This is a genomic window from Methanosarcina sp. KYL-1, from assembly GCF_024372725.1.
GTDB lineage: Archaea > Halobacteriota > Methanosarcinia > Methanosarcinales > Methanosarcinaceae > Methanosarcina.
In genome coordinates this window covers 29,786-52,975 of sequence record NZ_VOUA01000003.1, presented here as the reverse complement: position 1 = coordinate 52,975, position 23,190 = coordinate 29,786, and the positions used below count along the sequence as shown (strand labels likewise).

Here is a 23,190-nt window from a genome sequence, read left to right as displayed (position 1 = left end):
GGAGGATAGGGGCCGGAAGTTCGAAATTAAGAAAGAAACTGATATTAAAAAATGCTCCATTCAGTGTTGTTCTTCCCTTTCTTTTTCCTGGTTTTTAGGCAAAGTGAACGTAAAAGCACTCCCTTTTCCAACTTCGGAATCTACCCATATTTCCCCGCCGTGCATCTCTACAAAGCGTTTGACAAGGGCAAGGCCAAGACCGGCCCCCGCCTGTTCCCTCGATTCAAATTTTTCCAGCTGGACGAAAGGTTGAAAGATTCTTTGATATTCTGCTTGCAAAATTCCTTTTCCCTGGTCTGCAACACTGATCTGGAATTTATCCTCCGACGCCTGGATGGAGATCGTAATCATGCTTCCATCAGGTGTAAACTTTAAGGCGTTGCCCACCAGGTTATATAAGATCTGGTTAAACCTGGTCTTATCAGCTACTACGTTAGTTTTTCCTGAGCTGATTAGAGTCACAATTCTGATGTTTTTCTGGGATGAGCGGGGCATAAGCATAGTCCTCACTTCATCGATTGCATTTACCAGGGAAAATTCCTCTAAGTTAAGTTCCGTCATCCCGGATTCAACCTTTGAGAGATCAAGGATGTCATTTATTAATTTCAAGAGATGCTTTCCGCTCTTCAGGATATTGCCTGTGTACCTCAACTGTTTTTCATTTAATTGGCCGAAGTTCTGGCTTAGAAGAATGTCTGAAAAGCCTATAACAGCATTTAACGGTGTCCTCAGTTCGTGGCTCATTGTGGCTAAAAACTCACTCTTGGCACGGTTGGAAGCTTCAGCATTCAACTTTGCTTCAAGCAAAGCAGCTTGTGCTTTTCTCTTTTGGGTCACATCAATAAAAGACCCCATCATCCCTATTTTATGGCCATTTTCATTAAATAGCAGGTTTGCCGAAATGTGGACATCGAATAAAGCGTTATTTTTTTTCCTGGCAACCAGGTTCCCTTCCCAGGCCCCTTCGGAATACAGCCTCCAGAAACCTGCTGAAGCTTTCCTGTGATTTTCCCAGAGGAATTTACAGCTGTTTCCCAGCAGCTCTTGCTTGTCCTCATACCCCCACAACATCAGGAAAGAAGGGTTAACATAAGTCAACCTTCCTTTAAGGTCAGCCATGGCGATGGCATTTATGGAGGACTCTACCGCAGTATTTTTAGTCTTGAGGTCTTTTTCTACCTTTTTGCGCTCGGTTATATCCAGCATCACCCCAATAATTCCCTGTACCTCGCCTGAGACTGTCCCGTATGTTGTCTTACTGAAAGAAAAGTCCCGTATTTTTTTACCCACACACAGGATCTTGCCCTCATACAACTGTGTCCCTCCCGCTTCAAACAGTTCCAGGTCCTTTTTTTTATAAAGAGCAGCCATTCTTTTTGGAATTGAGCACGAAAGTTCGTCAACTGTGTGGCCAACGATATACTCTTCCGGGAGGCCTATGATTTCACTGGCAAAGCGTTCATTACAGCCCTGGTACTTTCCTTCCCTGTTCTTGTAATAAACAGGGGCAGGGATAGCATTGAGCAGAGTTTTCAAGAACTGGACCTGGTTCTGAAGGTCTCTTTCAGCTTGCTTGCGCTCGGTAACATCCAGGATCAGGGTAAGTACGGCTTCTTTCCCGCCATAATCGATAAAACGCATTTTTACTTCAGTGGGGATGAGTTTTCCATCTTTGCCAGTAATAATACTCTCAAAAGTGGCATGATTCTTTTGCCTTAATTCTCTGGTAGCTGTGGAAAACTGCTCTGCGGATTGAGGGGAAATAAGATTTTCAGACTTCATTTGAAGCAGTTCATCTGGAGTATAACCCAGAATATCACACACTTTCGCATTTACTTCTAAAAAACAGCCTCCGGGCTCACTAATAATGATTCCTTCATCGGCATTTTCGAATATAGTTTTCAACTTTTCCCGGGATTCTTTCAGAGCAAGTACTGATTTTTTTTGCTCGTCTATATCTACAATCTGGGAAATAAAATATAGGGGCCTGTACTCATGGTCTCTGAAAAGAAAGGTTGAAACCCTGGCCCAGATAGGGACTCCGTCCTTTCTTATGTAGCGTTTTTCTGTCTGATACACTCCCTGTGGGTTATTTAATATTTCATTGAAAATCCGGAGATTTGGGTTAAGGTCATCAGGGTGGGTGAGGGACTGGAAATCCAGTTCAAGAAGTTCGGCATTGGAATATCCCAGAATCCTGCATAATGCAGAATTTACCTTCAGCCATTTGCCGTCTGTCCCGACGATGGCCATGCCTATCTGGAACTGTTTGAAGACCGGGCAGTTACATAGCTCATCTATTGTTAAGTTCCCGTTTTCACTTTTTTGCAGGCCATGTTCTCTTGCAAAAACTTCTCTCACAAAAACACAATATTTTATCTCTTCACCAAACTTAAATTTTATACAGGTGAAATGAATCCTCTTTTTTGTTTTTTGCCCGGTTAAAAGGCTTGCCTCAAAGCCTTTTCCTAAATCTTGTTTGATCTGAAAAAACAGGTTTGTCTCAGCCTTTTCCCCGTCTAATACCGGCAGTTCATCAAACTGTTTACCGACAAAGCTTTCCCTGTCCCTTTTGATAATATTTAAAAATGGATCATTAACCTCTTCAATCTTCCCGGTAGCGTTAATTATTAAAAGCCCCTCAAGAGAAGTTTCAAGAAGGGTTGTACAAAATTCGTATGTATTTGTAATGTACATCAGTCCGTTTTTTGATGAATTCTCGGCTTTATTTTCAATTACATATAATATATACTTATTTATAATATTTAATAATTGATAATTGTTGTATCCTTAAATGATTTTGCAGATTCAAATCCATAAAGATATTCAATGCCTGACAGAATCGCAGGCGGCGTAAAAGAATAAACATTGAGAATTACAATTATTTTACAGTATTACAAAATGTTTCTTCATGCTCCCTCAGTCCAGGCTCTCAGGGGCTTTCGGGAGGAAGGCAGCAGGCAGATCGGAGGGGCCGAGGGTCTTTAGGGGGGCTGGAGGGGCTGGCCTGGCTGGGGACTGCATAACTTTATCTAGTAGTAAAACCAGTTTATATAGTAACCAGTTTTACAAATATTATTTTTATCCATCCCTTACATAATTAAACGAGTCAACTTTTTTATTTACGTGCATTACATTTAGCAAGACTTGTACTATTTCAAGTCATACCGTTTTCGTTTCAAAAAAGTTCCAGAAAGGTATTATGGAAAAGAGAAGGATTGAGAGGATAAGGGGTTTCCTCTCAATCGGGGAGGGGTGGATCACACTTGTCTATTGTTTTTCTGTTTCTCCAAGTTTTTCCAAACTTGCATTTCTTCATATGGTTACACAATATAAAAGTTTTTTCAGTATTCATAAAATATACCACACTGTCATGAATTGGACATCATTTAAAATGTCGGCGTATGTTACATATGCCAGTTTTAGAATTTTATCACAGGCCTTTACAAGAAAAAGATCATAGAAAAGAGTATGATTGAGAGGATTAAGGGTTTCCTCTCAATCGCCGGGGTTTGATTGTTTTGGGGTTCCGTTTTTTAGTTTTCCCATGTTTATGTAAGAGTTTTTGAATTGGGGTTTCCTCTCAATCGCATGGGTTGGATCATTTTGGTGGCCTTATTTTTCCGTTTTTCTAAGTTCGTAAGAACTTGGGATTGATGAAACAGTTCTAAAATATAAATATGTATGGTTTCTTTAAAAAATGTAAATTTCTATTCGATATATTTCTAAATTTTTAGATTGATTTCGGATTTTAGTCAGATACAACACTCAAAAAATGAAACGGGTTCGCCCACACCCTTAATTTTTATTACTTTCATATCGCTTCACTATTTTTTATATATGTCAGAATGTTTTATCTCCGGTAAATAATGGGGATTTCAAAAATGTTCATTAAAGCACACTGTCCTGTATGCGGTACTGACCTGTATCAAAACATAAGGCTGCACGCCCTGGAGCATCTGCACTTTGAAGGGGAAAAGCAGGCCTACAGGTATGCGATAGAAAACAGTCTGGTCTGGCTGGATACTGAGGCTTCAGGTTTACATTGTCCATGTCAGATGAAATGAACTCTATTTATGAAAATCGGAGAGTCTGTAAATAACTATTTTGATTTATGAAGCTCTAAAAAAAGAAAAGTCTGCGTTCCCATCCAGGAAAACCTGGAATTCTTGAAAAGCATGCAAGAGAGTTTTTCTGGGAATATATACAAAATATTGAATTCAATGTGTGGTTGCTTCTGTCGCTTTTTACGAGTATCTCCCTAATTCCCGGTTTTCATTGTTTCGTGTGGGGAAGTGTTCGCTATGGGGATAAAGGGATGAGAACGCAATGTATACTACGACTTTCCACTATTTAATATTTTTGAACATATATGTAACACATAATGTTACTCGCCGATTCTAATATTGGCACATCTCTCTAACTTTTCATCATTAGTCTAACATGATTCAACCTTTATTATATTGTTATATAGTAATCTCTTCGAATAGTACAACACCTTGTGTGCTTAATATATTGCTCCCCCAAAATTCCGGTGATCTCCACCAATAAGTTGATGTTCCTAACTCTCCGGAAACTGCCCTGCCTGATACGGCTGGATATTGCACAACCGTATTCAGTAGAAAAGTCTAATTATATATATACCAGTTTCATACAGGTTATTCTTTAATATCACCCAAATAACGAAACAGGTTATTTTTATATCTTTAATAAATTACATTTAGCAAAACTCGCAATATTTTATGACACAAAGTGTTTATTTTCAGGAAAAAGCTTCAGAAAGGTCATAGAAAGGAGGAGGATTGAGAGGATAAGGGTTTCCTCTCAATCGGGAGGGGAGTGGATCACGTTGGACTATTGTTTTGCTGTTTTTCAGGTTTTCCCAAACCTGTACTTCTTCATGGAGTTGCATGGAATAAAAGTTTTTTGCAACGTTTCACATTGAAAATCTTTTTAAATATTGTCGACTATTCTCATGAGCCAATTTTAGAATCTTTATGATGCCCTGGAAATACGCTGAGAAATTAGGTTTCAGTTGCCAGGAAGCACAAATACCCGGGTGTCGCAAAGACAAGAAACTAAGAAAAAGTGACATACACTCAATAGACCGTATTGAAAAAGAACCAGTAGAAGTATCAGGATTAGAAGTATCAGGATTAGAAGTATCAGGATTAGAAGTATCAGGGATTAATAAGAACTTTCGTTCAAATCCAGAGTTTGGATCATCTGAAGGTTCCGTTTTTCTGTTTTTCCGTTTTTCTGTTTTTCCGTTTTTCTGTTTTTCCGTTTTTCTGTTTTTCCGTTTTTCTGTTTTTCTGTTTTTCCGTTTTTCTGTTTTTCTGTTTTTCCGTTTTTCTGTTTTTCCGTTTTTCCGTTTTTCCGTTTTTCCGTTTTTAATTGAAAACAGCAAGGAACGAGCAGTGAAGGTTTCCTCTCAATCTCATGGGTTGGATCATTTGAGATTTCCTTTATTCTGTTTTCCCGTTTTTCAAGGTTTCTTTACGAAACTTGCTAATCCCCAAGTGCTTCATAAAATAAAAAGTTTATGGCGAATTCTCTAAATTTCGAAAATGTGGTATATAAAAATATGGGATGTTTTTTTCGGACTACAGACACTACCATATATAAGTTTCGAAATCTGACGCCCTCACAGAGGAAGAACCTTCAGGGATACTTTGCATATCTGCATGAAAATAGGTGGTCCGACATTACATTAAGATTATTTTGAGGACGGAAAGGACGGCTGGCTCGAAATCCCGTATCAGGGCCTACAGGCGGAACTCTTCATCGCTAACAAAACAGAATCAAATATTTCATGAAAATTTTTTAAATAGATGGATATTTTTGTTTGGGAGGCGCAACCAGGCAAGCCGGCGGAGTCCGCTACCCGCCATCATCCGGGTTGTAAACCGGTTTTTGGGAGGCAGGGACGAATCAGGGAAAGTACCCGGACCTTGTGGGGTGAGCCTTGTGGGCGGGCCTCGTGGGGCATTTCTCTGCAGGACTCGGGTTCCCGCCTTATTTAGCAGGCCAGTAAGGAGAATTCACTTTGAGATGTCGCTGAAACTGATCAGGAATTCCGTTCCTGTATTCCTTTTCAGTTCGATGCACCCATCTATCTGTTCCACAAGGATATTTACAAGCTGGAGCCCGAGTGACTCCGTGCTCGTAATATCGATTTCTTCCGGGATGCCTTTCCCGTTATCCGCAACGACCAGTGTGTACTGCAAACCATTTTCGTGCCCTGGGTCCCGGCATGTCCCTGAAGTTCCGGGAGCCGGAGCGGAATTTTCCGCCCTGGAAAGGCTTATGCGGATTTCCCCTGCCTGTACGGCTGCAAAGGCATGTTTCAGGGCATTTGAGACCAGCTCGTTTACAATAATTCCGAGGGGAATTGCGGTGTCCATTCCCAGATAAACCTGCTCGAGATCCAGCTTCAGGCTGATATCCTTATTTTCTACCGTGTACGAACTTATAAGGCCTGCAGTCAGTTTCCGGAGGTAGGCCGCAAAATCGAGGGTATCGATTTCGCCTCCTTTGTAGAGTTCCTCGTGGATGAGGGCCATGGATATAACGCGGTTCTGGCTTTCCCGGAAGGCTTCGAGCACGTCTTCGGCCCCGAAAGTTTCCGCCTGGAGGCTGAGCAGGGAAGAGATTACCTGCAGGTTGTTCTTTATGCGGTGGTGGATCTCTTTTGTACGGACCTGATCTATTTTCTCCAGGGCTTCTTCGGCCCTTTTACGTTCCGTGATATCGTAAATCGAACCCTGGAACCTCCTGGGAGCTTCGGGGCTTTCCGCAAGGTACTGGAGGATTTCCCTGACCCACCTTATTTCCCCGTCTTTCCTGCGGATCCTGTACTCAAGCTCTGTGGATAGTTCGGGAGAGGATTTTGACTTTTCCCTTTTTGCAAGGATCAAAGGCAGGTCTTCCTCTGCTACAAGCCCGTCCCATTTCACGTTTCCGGAGAGGAAGTCATTCTTACTGTAACCCGTTATTTCTTCCACGGCCCCGTGCATGAACACCGGGGCAAAGTTCCTGTCAAACTGAAAGCCGATCCCCTGGAAGTTTTGCATGAACGAACGGTAGCCGTCATCATTTTTCGGAAGGTCTTCAGCTTCAGGCCCGTACTCTGCGTCCATGTCCTGCTTTACCCCGAGCATCCTGTAAATCCGGCCCTGGGAATCCCTCAGGAAAATTGCCTCCTGCCTGAAGGCTTCTTCACTCTGTTTCAGTTCCCTGAAAAGGAGGTTGCAGGGCTCTTCAAAGCCTGTTTCTATTATTGCTTTGTAGATCAGGTAAAACGACAGCAACTTAAGGCAGTGCCCGATGAAGTTGAAAAACCCGTCCGTATTTGTGTAATAGATAAGAGCCAGTTCCGCCAGGATTGTCACGCCTATGGATGCTGCAAGGACCCTGAAAACATGGTTTTCGAACCTGTACCTTTTCCTGTACAGGAGAAACAGCGAACAAAAAAACACAAAGGATATGAGGTATTCGCTTACGATTTTAAAAGGGGTGGGCCCTGAGCCTTCGATATAGCAATCCGGGAAATTCCTTAAAAAGAAAATTGATAGCAGGCAGGCTCCTGAAACCCCGGCGTACACAAAAAGCACTTTTCTGGCCAGCCGGGCATTTTCCACGGGTTCGGATTTTCTCTGTGCGAAGTTTTCCTTGAAGTCCCTTTCGAAAGGATATACTAAAAGCAGCGGGGCCACAAAAAGGGAAATGCTTTCCAGGTACCTTGCGGCGATCCAGAGCTGGGCGGGAAGGTTTCCATCAAATTCGGGAAATACCCCCATCCCTTCATAGGAAAGGGTGCGCAAGAAATCCAGAATTCCTATAAAAAGGTAAGCTATCCCTATGAATAACAGGTATCGGTTTTCCACAAAGCCCTTTGATTTCCACACAATCAGGAAGACCACGTAAGCTATCAGGACGCTGAACAGCTCTACAAGGCAGTGGAAGAGAAGATAGTTGTTGAGGCTGATTATGTAGAGCACTCCCACTACAACTACCCACAATGTTGCCTGACCCGGTGTTATCACGGTTTTTTTGATTCCAGAGTCCAGGATATGCATACCCCTCATTTTAAAGAAGTCCGGACAGAATGAGTAAATTTACACATATGTGAACATATTTTAAGAAGTTGATATATATTAAATCCAAATAACTATATTAACACATTGGTGGAAGATTGAAAATTGGTCACTGTTCCCATATAAAAGAAGGAATGTAAATTCAGGGATAAAATCGGCCAACTGGAAAAGAAAGCTTATTGAAACTGGCATCCAGGTCCTATTTAGCTTCAGCTGCACCTTCAGTAACTTAGACAATTCATGCATCCGGATGGCCTTAACATCAAAGCCTGTGCTCCATAATCAGGTTACGAGAACCAATTAAGAATCAGGTTACGAGAATCGATTAAGAATCGGTTTTTAGAATTAAAATCCGGAAATCCATGGATTACCCGAAAAAAATAAAAAAAATAAAAAAATGTGGTCATTATCAGGATATTGAAAAATTGGATTAAAATTTTCCCCTTTTCTTCAATCTTCTCCCATTTCTCTCCTGAAAGCCAGGTAGTCCACCTCAACTTCTTCAAGTTCGTATTCCATTTATAAATCCCCCTATTGAATTTTTTTTAATCCCCTTATGATTCAATTCATACCCTTAATTATTCAAGGACCGTTTTCTTCATTACATACACGGTTACCTTCATTGTAAAAAAATGTGGTTATAATATAAAAAGCTTTCCGTCAACCAGAGAAGATAACTCGCCGAAAGAAAAAGTTAACATATGAAGATATTATTCACGATGGAGTACCGCAGCAAAGATATTTTTAAATGAAAGTTGCTGCATTTTCCTTTTCCATGCGCAAAAGTTCAAAGCCGGAGCTTATCCTGGGGATCAGGAACCTGGCAGGGCTTGAGGCCTGTTACAGGTATGCAGATGCTGTGTATTTTTCCACCGACCTGCTGAGCCTGCGGGCCCGGGCAAAGGAAATTACCCTTGAAAACCTGGAGGAGTTCGTAAAGGAAGTCCGGGCAAGAGGGCTCAGGGCATACCTGGCAGTAAACTCGACAGTAAAAGAAGAAAGGCTGGGAGAAGCTTCCCGTGTGGTGGAGGCAGCTGCAAAAGCCGGAGTAGACGCGCTTATCGCCTGGGACCCGGCCGTAATCCTCAGGGCCCGGAAGGCAGGGGTGAGGGTCCACATCTCCACCCAGGCAAACGTCACAAATCACGAGACAGCGGAATTCTACCGGGGCCTGGGAGCAGAAAGAATCGTGCTTTCCCGGGAGCTTTCCCTCAAAGAGGTAAAGGAGATCAAAGAGCACACCGAGGTGGAAATCGAAGCCTTTGTCCACGGGGCCATGTGTATGGCAGTTTCCGGCAGGTGCCACCTCTCGGCCTATGTCCTGGGGAGGTCCGGGAACTGCGGAGAATGCACCCAGCCCTGCCGCTGGGAATGGGAACTGCACGGGGAAAACGGGATTGTTGCGGAAAGCCGGGGAAAGTACCTGCTCAGCGCAAAAGACCTTTGTATGGTCGAACATGTCCCGGAACTTATAGAGGCAGGCATTTCCGCCTTCAAGGTGGAAGGAAGGCTGCGGGACCCGGGCTACCTTGAAGTGGTCTCCCGCTGCTACAGGGAAGCAATCGATGCTTATGCAGAGGGGAACTATACTCCCGAAAGAGCCGGGGCCTGGAAAGAAGAACTTGCCTCGGTCTACAACAGGGGTTTTTCCACGGGCTTCTACTTCGGGGTCCCTGGCCTGGAAGGCTTTTCCCCGGAGAGGGACATGAACGCCTCGGAAAAGAAGCGCCGGGCTGCAGGAGTTGTTGAGAACTACTACCCAAGGCAGCAAGCTGCCGCGATCAGGCTCCTTGAGGAAGGAATTGCCGTCGGAGACGAAATTTTGATTGAAGGTAGCACCACCTACCTCAAGCAGCAGGTCAGGTCCCTCAGGAAAGGGGGCTTCGAGCTGGAAAGAGCTGAAATGGGAGATGAAGTGGGGCTTGCCGTGGACGGGGCGGTCCGGAAGAATGACCGGGTATTTATAATTTAATTAAAATTGAGCAAATATATAATTCGATTAAAATAATATAACAGTATCTATATATTGGAGTCTACCTTATCACGGGTAACAAAATTCAGGGAAAATTTTGAAATATCGAAATCAGGGTAATTATTCCCGGAGAAGGGAAGTAAACTCTGCCCTGCTAAATCATCCCTGATTAAAAGCATAAGTCTCTGACCGGAAGGATAAAACTCTGCCTGATTCTCGGAAAGGTCCGCCAAAATTCGGGTCAGTAAGATTTGGGTCAGTAAGATTCGGGTCAGTAAGATTCGGGTCAGTAAGATTCGGGTTTAGTAAGATTCAGGTTTACATTCACCATTAATTTGATGAGATTATAAAGGTGACACAGAGTTAGTAAAGGTGATAATTTGATAAGCGTCAACGAAATGGGATCAGACGTCATAGAAGAAATGCTTGACTGGGCCGAAGACATAAAGACAGAAGTTATAAAGCTCGACAACGGGGCTACCATTATTGACTGTGGAGTCAATGCCGAAGGCGGATACGAGGCAGGAATGTACCTTGCAAGGCTCTGCCTTGCCGACATGGCTGACCTGAGATACAGCACCTTCGACCTTAACGGCCTCAAATGGCCTGCCATCCAGGTGGCAACGGATAACCCCGTAATTGCCTGCATGGCCTCCCAGTACGCCGGCTGGAGGATTTCAGTCGGGGGCTATTTCGGTATGGGATCCGGGCCTGCCCGGGCACTTGGCCTGAAGCCCAAAGAGCTCTATGAAGAGATCGGCTACGAGGACGACTTCGAAGCTGCCGTCCTGGTCCTGGAATCCGACAAGATCCCTGACGAGAAAGTGGTGGAATACATTGCAAAACACTGCAGCGTTGACCCGGAAAACGTGATGATCGCCGTTGCCCCCACAGCCTCGATTGCCGGCTCGGTCCAGATCTCTGCCCGTGTTGTGGAAACCGGGATCCATAAGCTCGAATCCATCGGTTTTGACATCAACTGCATAAAGAGCGGGTACGGAATTGCCCCGATTGCCCCGATCGTTGGCAATGACGTCCAGTGCATGGGCTCTACCAACGACTGTGTGATCTACTGTGGTGAGACAAACTACACCGTCGATTTCGAAGGCGAACTGGCCGAACTTGAGGAATTCGTAAAGAAAACACCCTCAACAACCTCCCGCGACTTTGGAAAGCCCTTCTACAAGACTTTCAAGGAAGCAAACTTTGACTTCTTTAAAGTTGATGCAGGCATGTTTGCCCCCGCCCGCATCACCGTAAACGACCTCAAGAGCACAAAAACCATTTCAAGCGGCGGGCTTTACCCCGAAATCCTTCTCGAGTCTTTCGGGATAAAAAAGGTGTAAGACGGTAGTCTTTCCCCTTTTTCTCTTTATTTTTTCTTTTCGATTCTTTTCTTTTCGATTTCTTTTTTTTTGCAGAAATCTGTTGTTTAGTTGTGATTTTGCCGTGATGCAGCAGGCAAATATGAGTACAGAACTCCACCGCGGTTTATTTTTCAGGCATTTTTTCTCAGTAACCGGGAAAACGCCGCTTGCTTCGAAGGCGGCAAGGTGCCGGAAACATTTGAAGATAACGACTGATTTGAAATTGGGATTTCGACCGGTCACAAACTTGAGCAGATTCAAGCAATATTTAGCACTCATTTGCCAAATAACGCCGTTAACAGCACTTATTTAAAGATGTGTCCCCAATTTCACACTTAGAAATCATACAGAGTATGTAGAAAATTCGTACAATGTTATGAGTATCTCAGGATGAAGGAATTTCGGAATGATGGTGTATCAGAATGATGGTGTATCAGAATGATGGTGTATCAGAATGATGGTATCTCAGGATGTACGGATAATTTCAGTGAGTTATTACAGAGGTGTGTTAAAATGCAGGTGATAAATACAGGCCAGGGTGTCGGCGGCATTCTGAATGGTTTCAAGGGTCTTGTGGAAAATGCGGAAAAAATAACATTTGTAGGGACCCCCGGGTTCTGCACTCCCTTTGCCGAACTCATCGGTTTTGTGGTGCGGGACAGACAGCTTGCTTTCATCCCTAACCTGGACTTTGAAGAGGCAAGAACAATTTCCATGACCAGACATGGAATGCAGTTAGGAGACTCCACGAACGCAAAAGCCGACGCCGTTGTCCTTCTCGGAGGGCTTGCCATGCCGAAGATCGGCGTTAAGGCAGAAGAAGCAAAAGAACTGGCATCCAGGGTCCTCGAAGGAAAGGAAAATGGAAAGGTCATAGGCGTCTGTTTCCAGTCCATGTTCATGCAGCAGAAATGGGAAGAAGTAATCAACTTCGACTACATAATGAATGCCGACCTGGATGTAAAGATCCTGGAAGTCTGAAAGGGAGTCTGAAAAAAGTCACGAAGAAAGTCACGAAGAAGGTCACGAAGAAAGACACGAAGAAAGTCTGAAAAAACGGTTAAAAAGGGGTTAAACAGGCTTTATTTAATTCAGGGACAGGAACCAGATATATATCACGATAAACATTATATCTTATCCGAACAAATGACAGGTTGATAATTATGGGGAAGAATATCGAAGAAATCAAGACGGTAAAGGGCTTTTTGCCCAGAGCCATCAAGTACGCTGGAGACATGAATGAAGACTTTGCCGAAGGGCTCGCAGGCTTTTATAAGGCTGTCTGGGACGAAAGGGAAGGCGGGCTTTCCATGAAGGAAAAGCACCTCCTGGTCTTCACTGTCGCCTGCTCCAACAACAACACGGAAAGCGCAGTCAAGATCCTGGAAAGGCTCAAGAAATTCGGAGCCACCCGGACCGAGATCACGGACGCCATGATGATGGCTGCCTGGACAGGCGGGATCCAGTACTTCACGGATTTCAGCGCTGTTGTGCTCAAAGAAATGGATAAGCTGGGTTTCTGAAAGCCAGCTTCCTAATTTTTTGATTGAAATTTCTGGTTTTTCCACAAAATCCTGTGGATAGATATTTCTGTTGTGCATAGATTTTTGATATTTCTATTGTGCATAGATTTTCCTGTTGTGTATAGATTTTTCTATTATTGAGTTTCCCCTATACAGGGAAGTGATTACCGGAAACAGAAACTGTCCTGAGAGCTGGAAACAAAATGGACACCGCAGATAAGCCGATAAACTCTCACGTCCTTTTCAGGGAAGTGCAGAAAATGGAACAGAAATGGGTCCGAGCTATCATATTATTCATTGCAATTATTACCTGATACGGGGCCTATCAGCAGCTCATACTCGGCAAACCCTTCGGGACCAAAACGGCTCCGGAATGGCTTATGCTGGTTCTGTTTGTGGGTTTTGGAGTCCTCTTCCCTCTATTTTTCCATTCCCTTAAGCTTGTTACCGAGGTCAGGGAAGATGGTCTCTATGTTCGGTTTTACCCCTTACACTCCTCTTTCCGGAACTTTCCCTTCGAGAGCATCTGGAACTTTGAGGCCCTGACCTATTCCCCTATCCGCGACTATGGAGGCTGGGGCATACGCTGCGGGCCAAAAGGAGATGCATACAACACAAGTGGAAACCGTGGGGTTCTTTTCGAGCTGGTTGAAGGAAATAGGACCCGGAGACTTATGATCGGCTCCCAGACCCCTGAAAAACTTGCACTGACTGTCCGGCAGGGTATGGAACTGAAAAGCTCCGTTTAATTGCATGCAGCTTTCTATGCAGCTTTCTTTTACATGCAATTTTCCGCGAGGTGCCGAAAGCTTTTTTAAGTATCTTTCCTGCATTAAAAATATTGTTTGAATTTTTAAAATAAACGAAGTATAAATATGTAACTTTTTTCGGAAAGTTTAATTACTCAGTTTTAGAAAGAGAGATAGAAACATTTCAGCAACAGCACATTTCCAGAAGGGATATATATGGAACAGCCGGAATCAGGTGTAATCTTTCGAGAGGTCCAGAAACTGCGCAGCAGCTTCTTCTGGGCTTTTGTCCTCTATCCTGCGATTCTGCTCTGGTACATCGAACTCCGGTTTATATTCATAGGGAAACCGGACGGAGTCCAGAATATCCCCGACTTCTACCTGACCTTACTCTGGCTTGTCTTCGGAGTTTTTTTTCCCTTTATGCTTTACTGCACAAAGCACATTACCGAGGTCCGGAAGGACGGGATATACATCCGCTTCATTCCCCTTAACCTCTCCTTTAAAAAGATCCCATATTATGTGGTGGAAGAGTGCAGGCTCCGGACCTATGACCCTTTAACTGGAAAAGAAGCCGAAATAAAAGAAGAAATTCCGGAACCTGGCATGCAGAAGGTCAACCCTGTTGTGATCCTGAAGCTCATCTCAGGGAAAAAAATGCTGATAAGTTCCAGGAAACCCGAAGAACTCTGCAGGGCAATAAGGCAGGCTTCTGCACAGTGCTGAAAAAAATATCTTGAAAGCCTGTTTTATAAGACTTTTTTCCCCTAAAAAAACCCTGTTTTTTATATTTTGCATGCTTAATACTCATCAGGACAGCGCATCAAGCTAAAAGCAAAAGGGAAAAACAAAAATGAATTCCTGAAAGCTGAAATATAGGGCAGATAAAAACACAAAACAAAAACTTTTAGAAAAATAATCAGGGGAAGGGGGATTGGAATAGCCTGGAGGAAAATGGCCTGGAAGGCGGGTTTTTCCCCGAAGGGGACTGAAGCCCTCTACAGGAAACATGCAGGAAAAGTAATGATCGAGCTTGAGCTCAACAGCCTCATGCAGATCTTCGACTCTTTTGACCCGGCCCCCTTCCATGAAAAAGAGCTCGATGTGGATGCGGAAGAATACATTTACAACGCTGTGGACGAATTTCCTCTGAAGAAACCGATTGAAATCATGATATACCTCCCTCCTTCCGAAGTCAGCGAAGAAATAGAAATTGCCCTTAAAAAAGCGATCAAAAACCATTTTGCCTACAAAAAGGTCCTCGCAGAAATCGACCTCAGAAGGCTCCTTTATCGGGGAAGGAGGAACCTGGCCATTGCCCTTTTTTTCCTGTTCCTCTGCCTGCTCATGATCCAGCTGCTTTCCACATTCGAAGAGAACTTATTAAATACCCTTATTTCCGAGGGCCTGCTCATCATCGGGTGGGTTGCCATGTGGGAACCTGTACACATTTTCCTCTACGGCTGGTGGCCGATAGTTCATCAGCGGAACATTTACAACAAAATCCTTGGAATGGAAGTATTTATCGGAACCGGATCTCCTTCCCAGGCAAGGGGTTACAGGTATCGTACCCCTTCAAAAAAGGAGTAATGAAAAAAATTCAGGTTTCATTCACTCAATTTAATCAACTCAATTTAATCCTCATTTTAACAACCTCCCCTGAACTTAGAAAAGAAAAGCAAAGCCTTATATGGAAGTGCGGCTGCGTGTAGGGATCACACTAAAGTTTTCAAGCGGATCTCCTTGAGAGGCCGAAAAAATGGTATGGATAACTGAATTTTCGCAGGAAGGAACGGAGTCTCTCTATAGAGAGCGCGCAGGAAAGCTTGTAATCGAACTTGAACTTCGCAGCATGATGCAGATCTTTAACTCTTTTGATCCTGCTCCATTTCACGAAAAGGATCTGGATGCGAGTGCAGAAGTATACCTTTACAACTCCGTAGATGAGTTTCCTCTGAAACAACCACTCGAAATAATGATATATCTTCCTCCTTCCGAAATAAGTGAGGAAACGGCAAACATCCTTAAAGAAGCGATCAGGAACCATTTCACCTATAAAAAAGTCCTCACTGAAATCGACCTGAAAAGGCTACTTATGCGGGGAAGGAGGAACCTTATGATCGCCGTAGTCTTCCTTTTTTTGTGCCTGCTTATGATCCACCTGCTCTCTTCCTTTGAAGGAAACCTGCTGAACTCCCTCTTTTCCGAAGGGCTGCTCATCATCGGCTGGGTTGCCATGTGGGAACCTGTGGATATTTTCCTCTACCGATGGTGGCCGATAGTCCACAAGAAAAAAGTATACGAAAAGATCCTCAGCATGGAAGTAAATCTCGGAAACATAGGAAATATCGGGCCAGCTCCCTTAAAAGATAAGAACTGCAAGCTAGAGCTCAATCTCAATCAGGCGGGTGCTTAACCACTATCATGCAGGCACTTCACCACTATAAGCAAGAACTTAATCTTCGTCAAGAGAGCACTTAATCTTCGTCAAGCGGGCACTTGATCTCCGGAACCTTCACTCAAATATCCTGGCGTCCAGAACCACATGCAGGACCCCGGGAGAATACTTTTTGATCCGCCGGGTACCCAGGACTTCTACCTTTTTCCCGAGAGTTCCGGCAGCTTTTCTGACCCTTTCTTCAGGCCTGGTTCCGGCGAGGTTTTCGGGCACTGTTTCATGGTAGTGCAAAATCCCCCCGCTCTTTTTAAGCGCTTTTATCCCGGGCTCAAGGTAGTGATGCGTGATTCCCACATAGCCCATGAGCACGCGGTCAGCTACCCCTTCGGGAGTGACTTCGGAGCAGTCCCCTAACACCGGAGTGATGATGTCCTCAACGCGGTTCAGCCTAATGTTTTCCCTGAGGTAGGCAAAGGACTCCGGGTTTATTTCTATCGAGAAGATTTTTTTTGGCCTTGCATGGACAGCCATGGGGATTGAAAAGTACCCGATCCCTGCAAACATGTCCACAACGAGTTCTCCCTGCCCGAGTTTGCTCATTCGCTTTCTCTCATCCAGGTTACCCTTGGAGTACATCACTTTCGTTACATCCTGCTTGAAGAGGCAGCCGTGTTCCTTGTGGATGGTTTCGGTTGTTGCCCCGACGAGGAGTTCCCGCTTGGGCTGGCGGAACTGCCCTTCGATTCCTAAATCTCTTACCACGCTTTTACATTTCGGGTACATGGTAAGAAGGGCGTTGGCTATCAGGTCCTTTTTGTCATCGAGGGTTTCGGGGATACTGACGATGATGATGTCTCCCAGGACATGCCAGCCGGAAGGGAGCTGTTCCATTTCGGCTTCTGAGAACGAACCTTTCAGGTATTCTTTGAGAAATTTCGGTTTTTCCAGTAATTCGGGTTTTTCCTGTTCGATTACCGGAAAGTCTCCAACTTTTTCGCCTGTAGTTTCGGTGAGCGGGATTTCGAGAAAAATGCCTCCATCGGTTTGGATTTTTCGGATTTTTCGGGTACTGTCCAGGAAATTTCCTGCTTTTGCCCTTTCCTTCATTTCTTCCCCTCTTTCAGGAGGAACCCGGATTGCTCTGTACATTGGAATTGAAGGATATCCTGCATGAGATTAATGTTTTTTGTTCGTGAAACATTTTCTTGAACCTTTTTTTTCATAAGAATTGATATATAATTGTAAGAATATACATTTGAGTAGCATCCAGAATATTTCTGCCTAAGGATATATTCGGGAGTGAGCAAGGGGGGCAATGACAATTTCCGCAGTCAGTGGTAACTCTAGATTTTAGGCTGAAATTCCAGATTTTTTGTTCTTTTAAGCAAAGAAATGTTCTTCCTAACAGAGCTTAAAATTCGAATCATCCACAATTATATAAGGAGGTATAATCACGAGTGAAAAGAAATGGATTGGATTTCTAGACATATCAGAAGCTAATGAAGCCCCAAAAATTGAGGTTACCAAGTCTTCCAAACATCTTGTCACGCGTGGCATGCGTGACGCAGGTGAACGTACAACCGTAAAGGTCCGATATACGACATCAGGCGCCTGGGAAGGTAACATTAAAGAGTTCCAGAGGGTTGAAATTCCAGAAACAACACTGATCGAGACGGAAGGAGCGCCCGCGGTACCAAAGGACGGCATCTTCGTAGCTGTCCCGATGGACGCGGAAGATGTAGAGATTTCTGTGGCCGACAAGTCCTCCGTCACCGTCGACCACGAGATCCGAATCGCACCTGCTCCCAAGCAATTCATTGAAGAAGAGTTCCGGGAGGTCTATGAGCCCGACCCGGCCATCTACGGATCGGATGACCCATATCCCGGACGCGACTTTGACTTTCTGGGCCTCAAGACCATAGCTGGCTTGAAGGTGGCTCACATACTCGTATATCTAGGCCAGTACCGGCCCTTGTCAGGGAAAATGGAGCTCATTAAATCGCTGGTCCTTGAAGTGTCGTACCACACCCCTCCTGCTACCGACCGTCATCCCGGTCGCAAGCCGCGTGAAATGCCGGAGGCCGACCTGATACTGGGATTGGATCTACTGGAAGACCAGACGGACTATTCCTCAAAAGTTGAGGACTTGGAGGGACTGGATCGAGAGTTTGTCGAAGAGCTGGAGGCAGATGAGGAGCCTTCACCCCTGAGCCGCCAGGGTGTCTCCCTGCTTGAGGAAGTCGAAGAAGGGGTTTCTGACACTGGGGATATAGCTGTAGCGACAACAGCCGTAACCCCACTCGTCACCACCGTTGCAGGCGCTGCGACACTCCTCCGTCCCAAACTGAAAGTGTCCAATCTCATTGCAGAGTACGTGATCGTCACAACTCGGGCGCTCGAAACTGCAGTCGGACCGCTACTTACAGCAAAGACGGGATGGCCATACTATGCGAGGGTGGCACTGACCGACGACATACGGACTGAATTTCCGAGCACCAGCCTGAAAGAGTCGATTAAGGCCTTCATTACGTGGGCAACTAACAACTGGCGTGTTCCCCCTCGTTTTGTTGTGCTGGCTGGTGACAGCGACGTAATCCCCATGCACATTTATGATCGAGGTGGAAATACATACGCTTCCGATCATTATTACGCTGATATTTCAGGAGACCTCGTACCTGAACTGACGGTATCTCGCATCCCAACTTCCGATGCCGCCCAACTTAAGAGCGTCTGTGAGCAACTCTCTCGCTACGGAAACTACAGGGGGGGCGATTGGGGTGGCTGGCAGAACCGCGTAATGTTGTGCGCGTATCAGTCCTCAACATACGAAAACACCTGTGACGAAATCTACGGCAGAATCAATAATCGCTTCTCTGCCATCAGGCGATATGCGAAAGACACGTCGAAGAGCGATGTTGTGAAGACGATGAACGACGGTGTCCTGATAGCCCTCTATCGCGGTCATGGTTCTAAGACAGCTTGGTCTTCAAGCAACGGACTCAACAGCACCGATGTCTCCGGCCTTACCAACTCTTCGCACCCTCCTTTTGTCCTTAATGTGTGTTGCCAGAACGGTTGGGTAGACGACAACAGCTTGGAAACGATCGCTGAAGCATTTGTCCGCAGACGGAAAGCCGTCGCTGTGTTTGCATCATCACGAAATTCGTGGACATACCCCAACAACGACTTCGCCAAGTATATGTTTGATGCTGTCATGACCGGGAAGTGCCAAAGTCCAGCTTCCATTATCCGGTATGCTAAGACCAAAATGGTGCAAAACCATGGCACATCAAGTGCTCACCTGGACAACACCGTCATGTACAACCTGTTTGGAGACCCAACCGCAGACGTTGCGAGCAACGCGGAGTGGCTGAGAGGTGACTGGGCGATGGACCATGATGGTTGGAGAGGTACTTTAAAGGTCACCCGAATCTGGAACTACCGCGTAGAGACATCACATGGGTATGCGGCGCCGGTGTGGAACATCTCAGGGACCTATGTGTCTAGCGGTAACAAGAACTATACATTTTCGGGAACTCTGGGCGGCTTCGACCCCAACCAGTTAGGCGCAGGATCGAAGCGCAGCGATCACAAAATCGAGATCAACATTGCGTTCTCAACCACCAACGTCCAGAAGTTTGTCGGCTATGTCCATACCTGGGTTCCGTTGCGGATATCGGGATTAACTTGGTGGTCTAACCACCCATTTGGATGGACTGCTCAAAAGATTACTTAATTGCGCTTTGGGGTATAATGAAAAGGAGAAGTAAAATCCTGGGCCTGTTCCACAATACAAAAAGGTAGCTTAGCTTCAGGAGGCAACACGTTGAAACTACGCATAGCAACCTTTAACCTGGAAAACCTTGACGATAAGCCCGGCCAGAAGCCGACACTCGAAGAGCGCATCGCCGTGATTCGCCCGCAACTGCTCCGGCTCAATGCCGACATCCTCTGTCTTCAGGAGGTCAATGGACAGGAAGAGGCAGGGCACCCTCGCCGCCTTCTGGCTCTGGACGCCTTTCTTCGGGACACCCCATATGCAGGTTTCCACAGGGTCTCCACCATGACCGGGGACGGGTCACAGGTCTGCGATGAGCGCAATCTTGTAATCCTGAGCCGCTACGAGATCCAGGAGCACCACCAGTACAGGCACTATTATGCTCCTGCCCCGCAGTACAGGATAGTAACAGCAGAGACGACTGAAGGAGAAGAACAAAAAGCCAAAAAAATAACCTGGGAGAGGCCGATCCTTCATGCCAGGATCAGTGTTGGGGACAGGGTACTGGACGTTATCAACCTACATTTGAAATCCCGGCTGCCTTCTGACATTAAAGGCCAGAAATTGGATCAGTATACCTGGAAAACCGCTTCCGGATGGGCAGAGGGCTTTTTCCTCTCCTCCATGAAAAGAGTCGGGCAGGCTCTTGAAGCCCGGATGCTGATTGATAAGCTGTTTGATACAGACGAAGATGCCTGGATCGTGGTCTGCGGGGACTTCAATGCGGACTTCGACGAGGTGCCTGTGGAAGCCATCCGGGGGGAGGTTGAAAATACGGGCAACGGCGGGTTGGCAAGGCGCGTCATGCTGCCCTGTGAGATGAGCATCCCCGAATCAGCCCGGTTTTCGCTTTACCACCGGGGCAGGGGGAGGATGCTTGACCATCTGCTGGTTTCCAGAAGTATGCTGTCACACTATAAGGGTTCCGAAGTGCATAATGAGTTGCTGCATGACGAATCGATCGCTTTTGCGACAGAGACGAAGTTTCCTGAATCAGACCATGCGCCGGTGATTGCGGAATTCGGACTGCCTGACATCGGTTAATTGATCTCTTCAAAGGAAACTTTGAAATATTTTTCCGGTTTTCAGATCCCTCTCTTTTTTATTGAGGTGACCTTTGCTGAACATCCTGAATGCCTGAATCCTTCTGTAGATTTTTTTCATCTGAACTGTTTTTTCGGCTTCCGGAAGTTTTTCGAGGTCTCAGGAGAAATATGTACTCTTTCAAGTTTTACACATATCTTCACAATTATTTAATATAATATTCATCACATATAATTGTGAATTATAAATCCACTTGTGTAAAAATAAAATGAATGGGGGACCAGCAATGGAAGAGCTTACTTTAAAAAGAGGTGGAAAGGACGTAAAGTTCAAAAAGTTGCCAGAAAAATTCGCAGTGCGCTTGAGAGAAGGAGAAGCTTCGGATGAAGCTGCTCTCGAAGCTTGTTGCGGCCGGCCGAAATCGGAAGTGAAGCATCTAAAGTCTCTTGCCATGGAAAAAATGGACGTTTTTACCGTAAAAGAACCCGGCAAACTGGAAGAGACAATGGATGAACTTCGAAAAGCCCCGAAAAGCGATGTTATAACCCACATGTATTCCATAGACGAGACTCCGGAAGGATATGTGATACCGACAGGGGTGCTTACCATCCAGTTTAAGCCTGGGGTCAGTCCAGAAAAAAGGGAAGAGATCCTGAATGAATTTGGCCTGAAAGTTCTGGAAGAACTCGGGTACATCAAAAACGGTTATAGTGTCCGGCTTACGGAAGCTTCGAAGGAAAATCCCCTGAAAATTGCGGCCAAGTTGCAGCAAAGAGAGGAAATAGAAATTGCCGAACCTGACCTGGCTTTTAAGCTTTCTTTAAAATATGTGCCAGGTGACCCTCTCTATCCAAAACAGTGGCATCTGAAAAACAGGGGCAATGAATCAAGGCTGGTTGCCGGCGCGGACGTGAAAGCTGAAGAAGCCTGGGACTATACCCGCGGGTCCAGGGAAATCAGGGTCTGCATAATGGACGATGGTTTTGAACTGGATCACCCGGATTTCAAAGGTGAGGGAAAGGTAGTTGAACCCTGGGATTTTGGAGAGAAGGATTCGAACCCACGGCCAGTTGAAGACATAGACAATCACGGGACTGCCTGTGCAGGGGTGGCAATTGCCGAAGAAAATGGGATAGGTGTTGTGGGTTTGGCTCCAGGCTGTGCTTTTATGCCGATCAGGACATCGATGTGGCTTGACGACCAGTCGCTGGTGGATCTTTTCCAGTATGCGATCGACCACAATGCGGATGTGATCAGTTGCAGCTGGGGGGCTGAATCCTGGAATTTCCCACTCGCAACCAAGGTCCATGCCATCATCCATGAGGCTGCAGCCAGAGGCAGGAGAAACGGCAAAGGTTGTGTTATCCTCTTTGCAGCCGGAAATGAGGACCGCCCTCTTGATGGGGTAAAAGACGGGCGAATTTCCTGCCAGGGCTTTGCCCTGCATCCGGACGTGATTACAGTGGCAGCCTCCAACAGCCGGGATCAGCGTTCCCTTTACAGCAACTACGGCCCGGAAATAGCCATCTGTGCCCCTTCAAATGACTCCACTTTTAGCCGAGGGAAGGGTATCCTAACCACAGACCGGTTTGGAAGTAAAGGCTACTCTCCATTTGAAGAGTATACCTATTCCTTTGGCGGAACTTCCAGTGCCACACCGCTGGCAGCCGGACTTGCCGCTCTCATGCTTTCTCTTAATCATGAACTCACTTCGGCTGAAGTGAAGCAAATCATGATGGACACGGCGGATAGGATTGATACCGAAAACGGTGGATATGTTAACGGTCACTCCCCCCTGTACGGACACGGTCGCATCAATGCTCATAGGGCGCTTGCGCATATAAAAGAAAGTATTGTGCCTCTGCAGGTGCTCTACATGGAACACCGCATTCAGAAGCCAATACCTGACCTGGGGGAAGTGGAAGACAATATCGTGTTCCCGGTTTCCGCTCCAATCAAGGACATTGAAGTAAACCTTGACATTAAACATAACTGGAGAGGAGATCTGAGAGTTATACTCGAAAGTCCTTTAGGAGATAAAATTATTCTGGCAGACAAAACCGGTGGGGGCAAGAAAGATATCATTGAGAGTTTCAGTTTTCATGAAAACCCGGAGCTTTTTAGCTCCCTCATTGGAAGGTCCTGTGAAGGAGACTGGAGCTTAAAGGTAAGTGATACGACTAAAAGGGACACCGGCACTATCAAAAAGTGGGGGCTTGCAATCAGTTACAGGTAAAAGCAACGTCCTTGAAAAAATTCG

The 23,190-nt window shown here is 45.5% G+C and carries 16 protein-coding genes and 1 pseudogene; 13 read left to right on the top strand and 4 right to left on the bottom strand.

All coding sequences use genetic code 11. The features are described from left to right. Positions 1-60: 60 nt before the first annotated feature. Complete coding sequence (locus FTO70_RS03770; protein ID WP_255334371.1) at positions 61-2,361, bottom strand: PAS domain S-box protein; 2,301 nt, start codon at positions 2,359-2,361, stop codon at positions 61-63. A gap of 12 nt (positions 2,362-2,373) precedes the next feature. Further along, positions 2,374-2,697: pseudogene (locus FTO70_RS18005) on the bottom strand (PAS domain-containing protein); the annotation flags it as partial. A gap of 1,187 nt (positions 2,698-3,884) precedes the next feature. Here FTO70_RS18005 and FTO70_RS03765 point away from each other — a divergent pair. Together FTO70_RS03765 and FTO70_RS03760 are read left to right on the top strand one after the other, a co-directional pair. After that, positions 3,885-4,067, top strand: coding sequence for a hypothetical protein (locus tag FTO70_RS03765; protein ID WP_255334370.1), 183 nt, complete (start codon positions 3,885-3,887; stop codon positions 4,065-4,067). Positions 4,068-5,000: 933 nt separating this feature from the next. Further along, positions 5,001-5,561, top strand: coding sequence for a hypothetical protein (locus FTO70_RS03760; RefSeq protein WP_255334369.1), 561 nt, complete (start codon positions 5,001-5,003; stop codon positions 5,559-5,561). A gap of 483 nt (positions 5,562-6,044) precedes the next feature. On the opposite strand, the gene FTO70_RS03755 is transcribed toward FTO70_RS03760, so the two are convergent. Next, positions 6,045-8,090, bottom strand: a complete 2,046-nt coding sequence (locus FTO70_RS03755) for an MASE3 domain-containing protein (RefSeq protein ID WP_369694326.1) — start codon at positions 8,088-8,090, stop codon at positions 6,045-6,047. A gap of 757 nt (positions 8,091-8,847) precedes the next feature. Here FTO70_RS03755 and FTO70_RS03750 point away from each other — a divergent pair. The 8 genes from FTO70_RS03750 (at position 8,848) to FTO70_RS03715 (ending at position 16,126) form a co-directional block, all read left to right on the top strand. Further along, complete coding sequence (locus FTO70_RS03750; protein WP_255334368.1) at positions 8,848-10,071, top strand: peptidase U32 family protein; 1,224 nt, start codon at positions 8,848-8,850, stop codon at positions 10,069-10,071. Positions 10,072-10,451: 380 nt separating this feature from the next. Next, on the top strand, positions 10,452-11,417 hold the full coding sequence (gene mch / locus FTO70_RS03745; RefSeq protein WP_255334367.1) for a methenyltetrahydromethanopterin cyclohydrolase: 966 nt from the start codon (positions 10,452-10,454) through the stop codon (positions 11,415-11,417). A 534-nt stretch (positions 11,418-11,951) separates the two neighbouring features. Beyond that, positions 11,952-12,419: a DUF2124 domain-containing protein gene (locus FTO70_RS03740; RefSeq protein ID WP_255334366.1), complete on the top strand. Its 468-nt coding sequence runs from the start codon at positions 11,952-11,954 to the stop codon at positions 12,417-12,419. 182 nt (positions 12,420-12,601) lie between these two features. Further along, a complete protein-coding gene (locus FTO70_RS03735) occupies positions 12,602-12,961 on the top strand; it encodes a carboxymuconolactone decarboxylase family protein (RefSeq protein ID WP_255334365.1) in 360 nt (119 codons plus the stop codon). A gap of 335 nt (positions 12,962-13,296) precedes the next feature. Beyond that, positions 13,297-13,710, top strand: a complete 414-nt coding sequence (locus FTO70_RS03730) for a DUF6141 family protein (RefSeq protein WP_255334565.1) — start codon at positions 13,297-13,299, stop codon at positions 13,708-13,710. Between the two features lie 216 nt (positions 13,711-13,926). Next, positions 13,927-14,436, top strand: coding sequence for a DUF6141 family protein (locus tag FTO70_RS03725; RefSeq protein WP_255334364.1), 510 nt, complete (start codon positions 13,927-13,929; stop codon positions 14,434-14,436). Positions 14,437-14,664: 228 nt separating this feature from the next. Beyond that, a complete protein-coding gene (locus FTO70_RS03720) occupies positions 14,665-15,300 on the top strand; it encodes a hypothetical protein (RefSeq protein WP_255334363.1) in 636 nt (211 codons plus the stop codon). A gap of 169 nt (positions 15,301-15,469) precedes the next feature. Further along, positions 15,470-16,126 (top strand): hypothetical protein, encoded by a 657-nt coding sequence (locus tag FTO70_RS03715; protein WP_255334362.1) that lies wholly within the window; start codon positions 15,470-15,472, stop codon positions 16,124-16,126. 99 nt (positions 16,127-16,225) lie between these two features. Here the strand turns inward: FTO70_RS03715 and FTO70_RS03710 are convergent, their stop codons facing one another. After that, entirely contained in the window at positions 16,226-17,257 is a 1,032-nt protein-coding gene (locus FTO70_RS03710; RefSeq protein ID WP_255334361.1) for a class I SAM-dependent methyltransferase family protein, read from the bottom strand. A 406-nt stretch (positions 17,258-17,663) separates the two neighbouring features. Here FTO70_RS03710 and FTO70_RS03705 point away from each other — a divergent pair, with 406 nt between their 5' ends. The 3 genes from FTO70_RS03705 to FTO70_RS03695 all read left to right on the top strand — a co-directional run bounded on the left by FTO70_RS03705 (position 17,664) and on the right by FTO70_RS03695 (position 23,166). Further along, positions 17,664-19,844, top strand: a complete 2,181-nt coding sequence (locus FTO70_RS03705) for a C25 family cysteine peptidase (RefSeq protein ID WP_255334360.1) — start codon at positions 17,664-17,666, stop codon at positions 19,842-19,844. Positions 19,845-19,934: 90 nt separating this feature from the next. Then, positions 19,935-20,930: an endonuclease/exonuclease/phosphatase family protein gene (locus FTO70_RS03700; protein WP_255334359.1), complete on the top strand. Its 996-nt coding sequence runs from the start codon at positions 19,935-19,937 to the stop codon at positions 20,928-20,930. Between the two features lie 286 nt (positions 20,931-21,216). Then, positions 21,217-23,166, top strand: a complete 1,950-nt coding sequence (locus FTO70_RS03695) for a S8 family serine peptidase (RefSeq protein WP_255334358.1) — start codon at positions 21,217-21,219, stop codon at positions 23,164-23,166. Positions 23,167-23,190 lie beyond the last annotated feature (24 nt).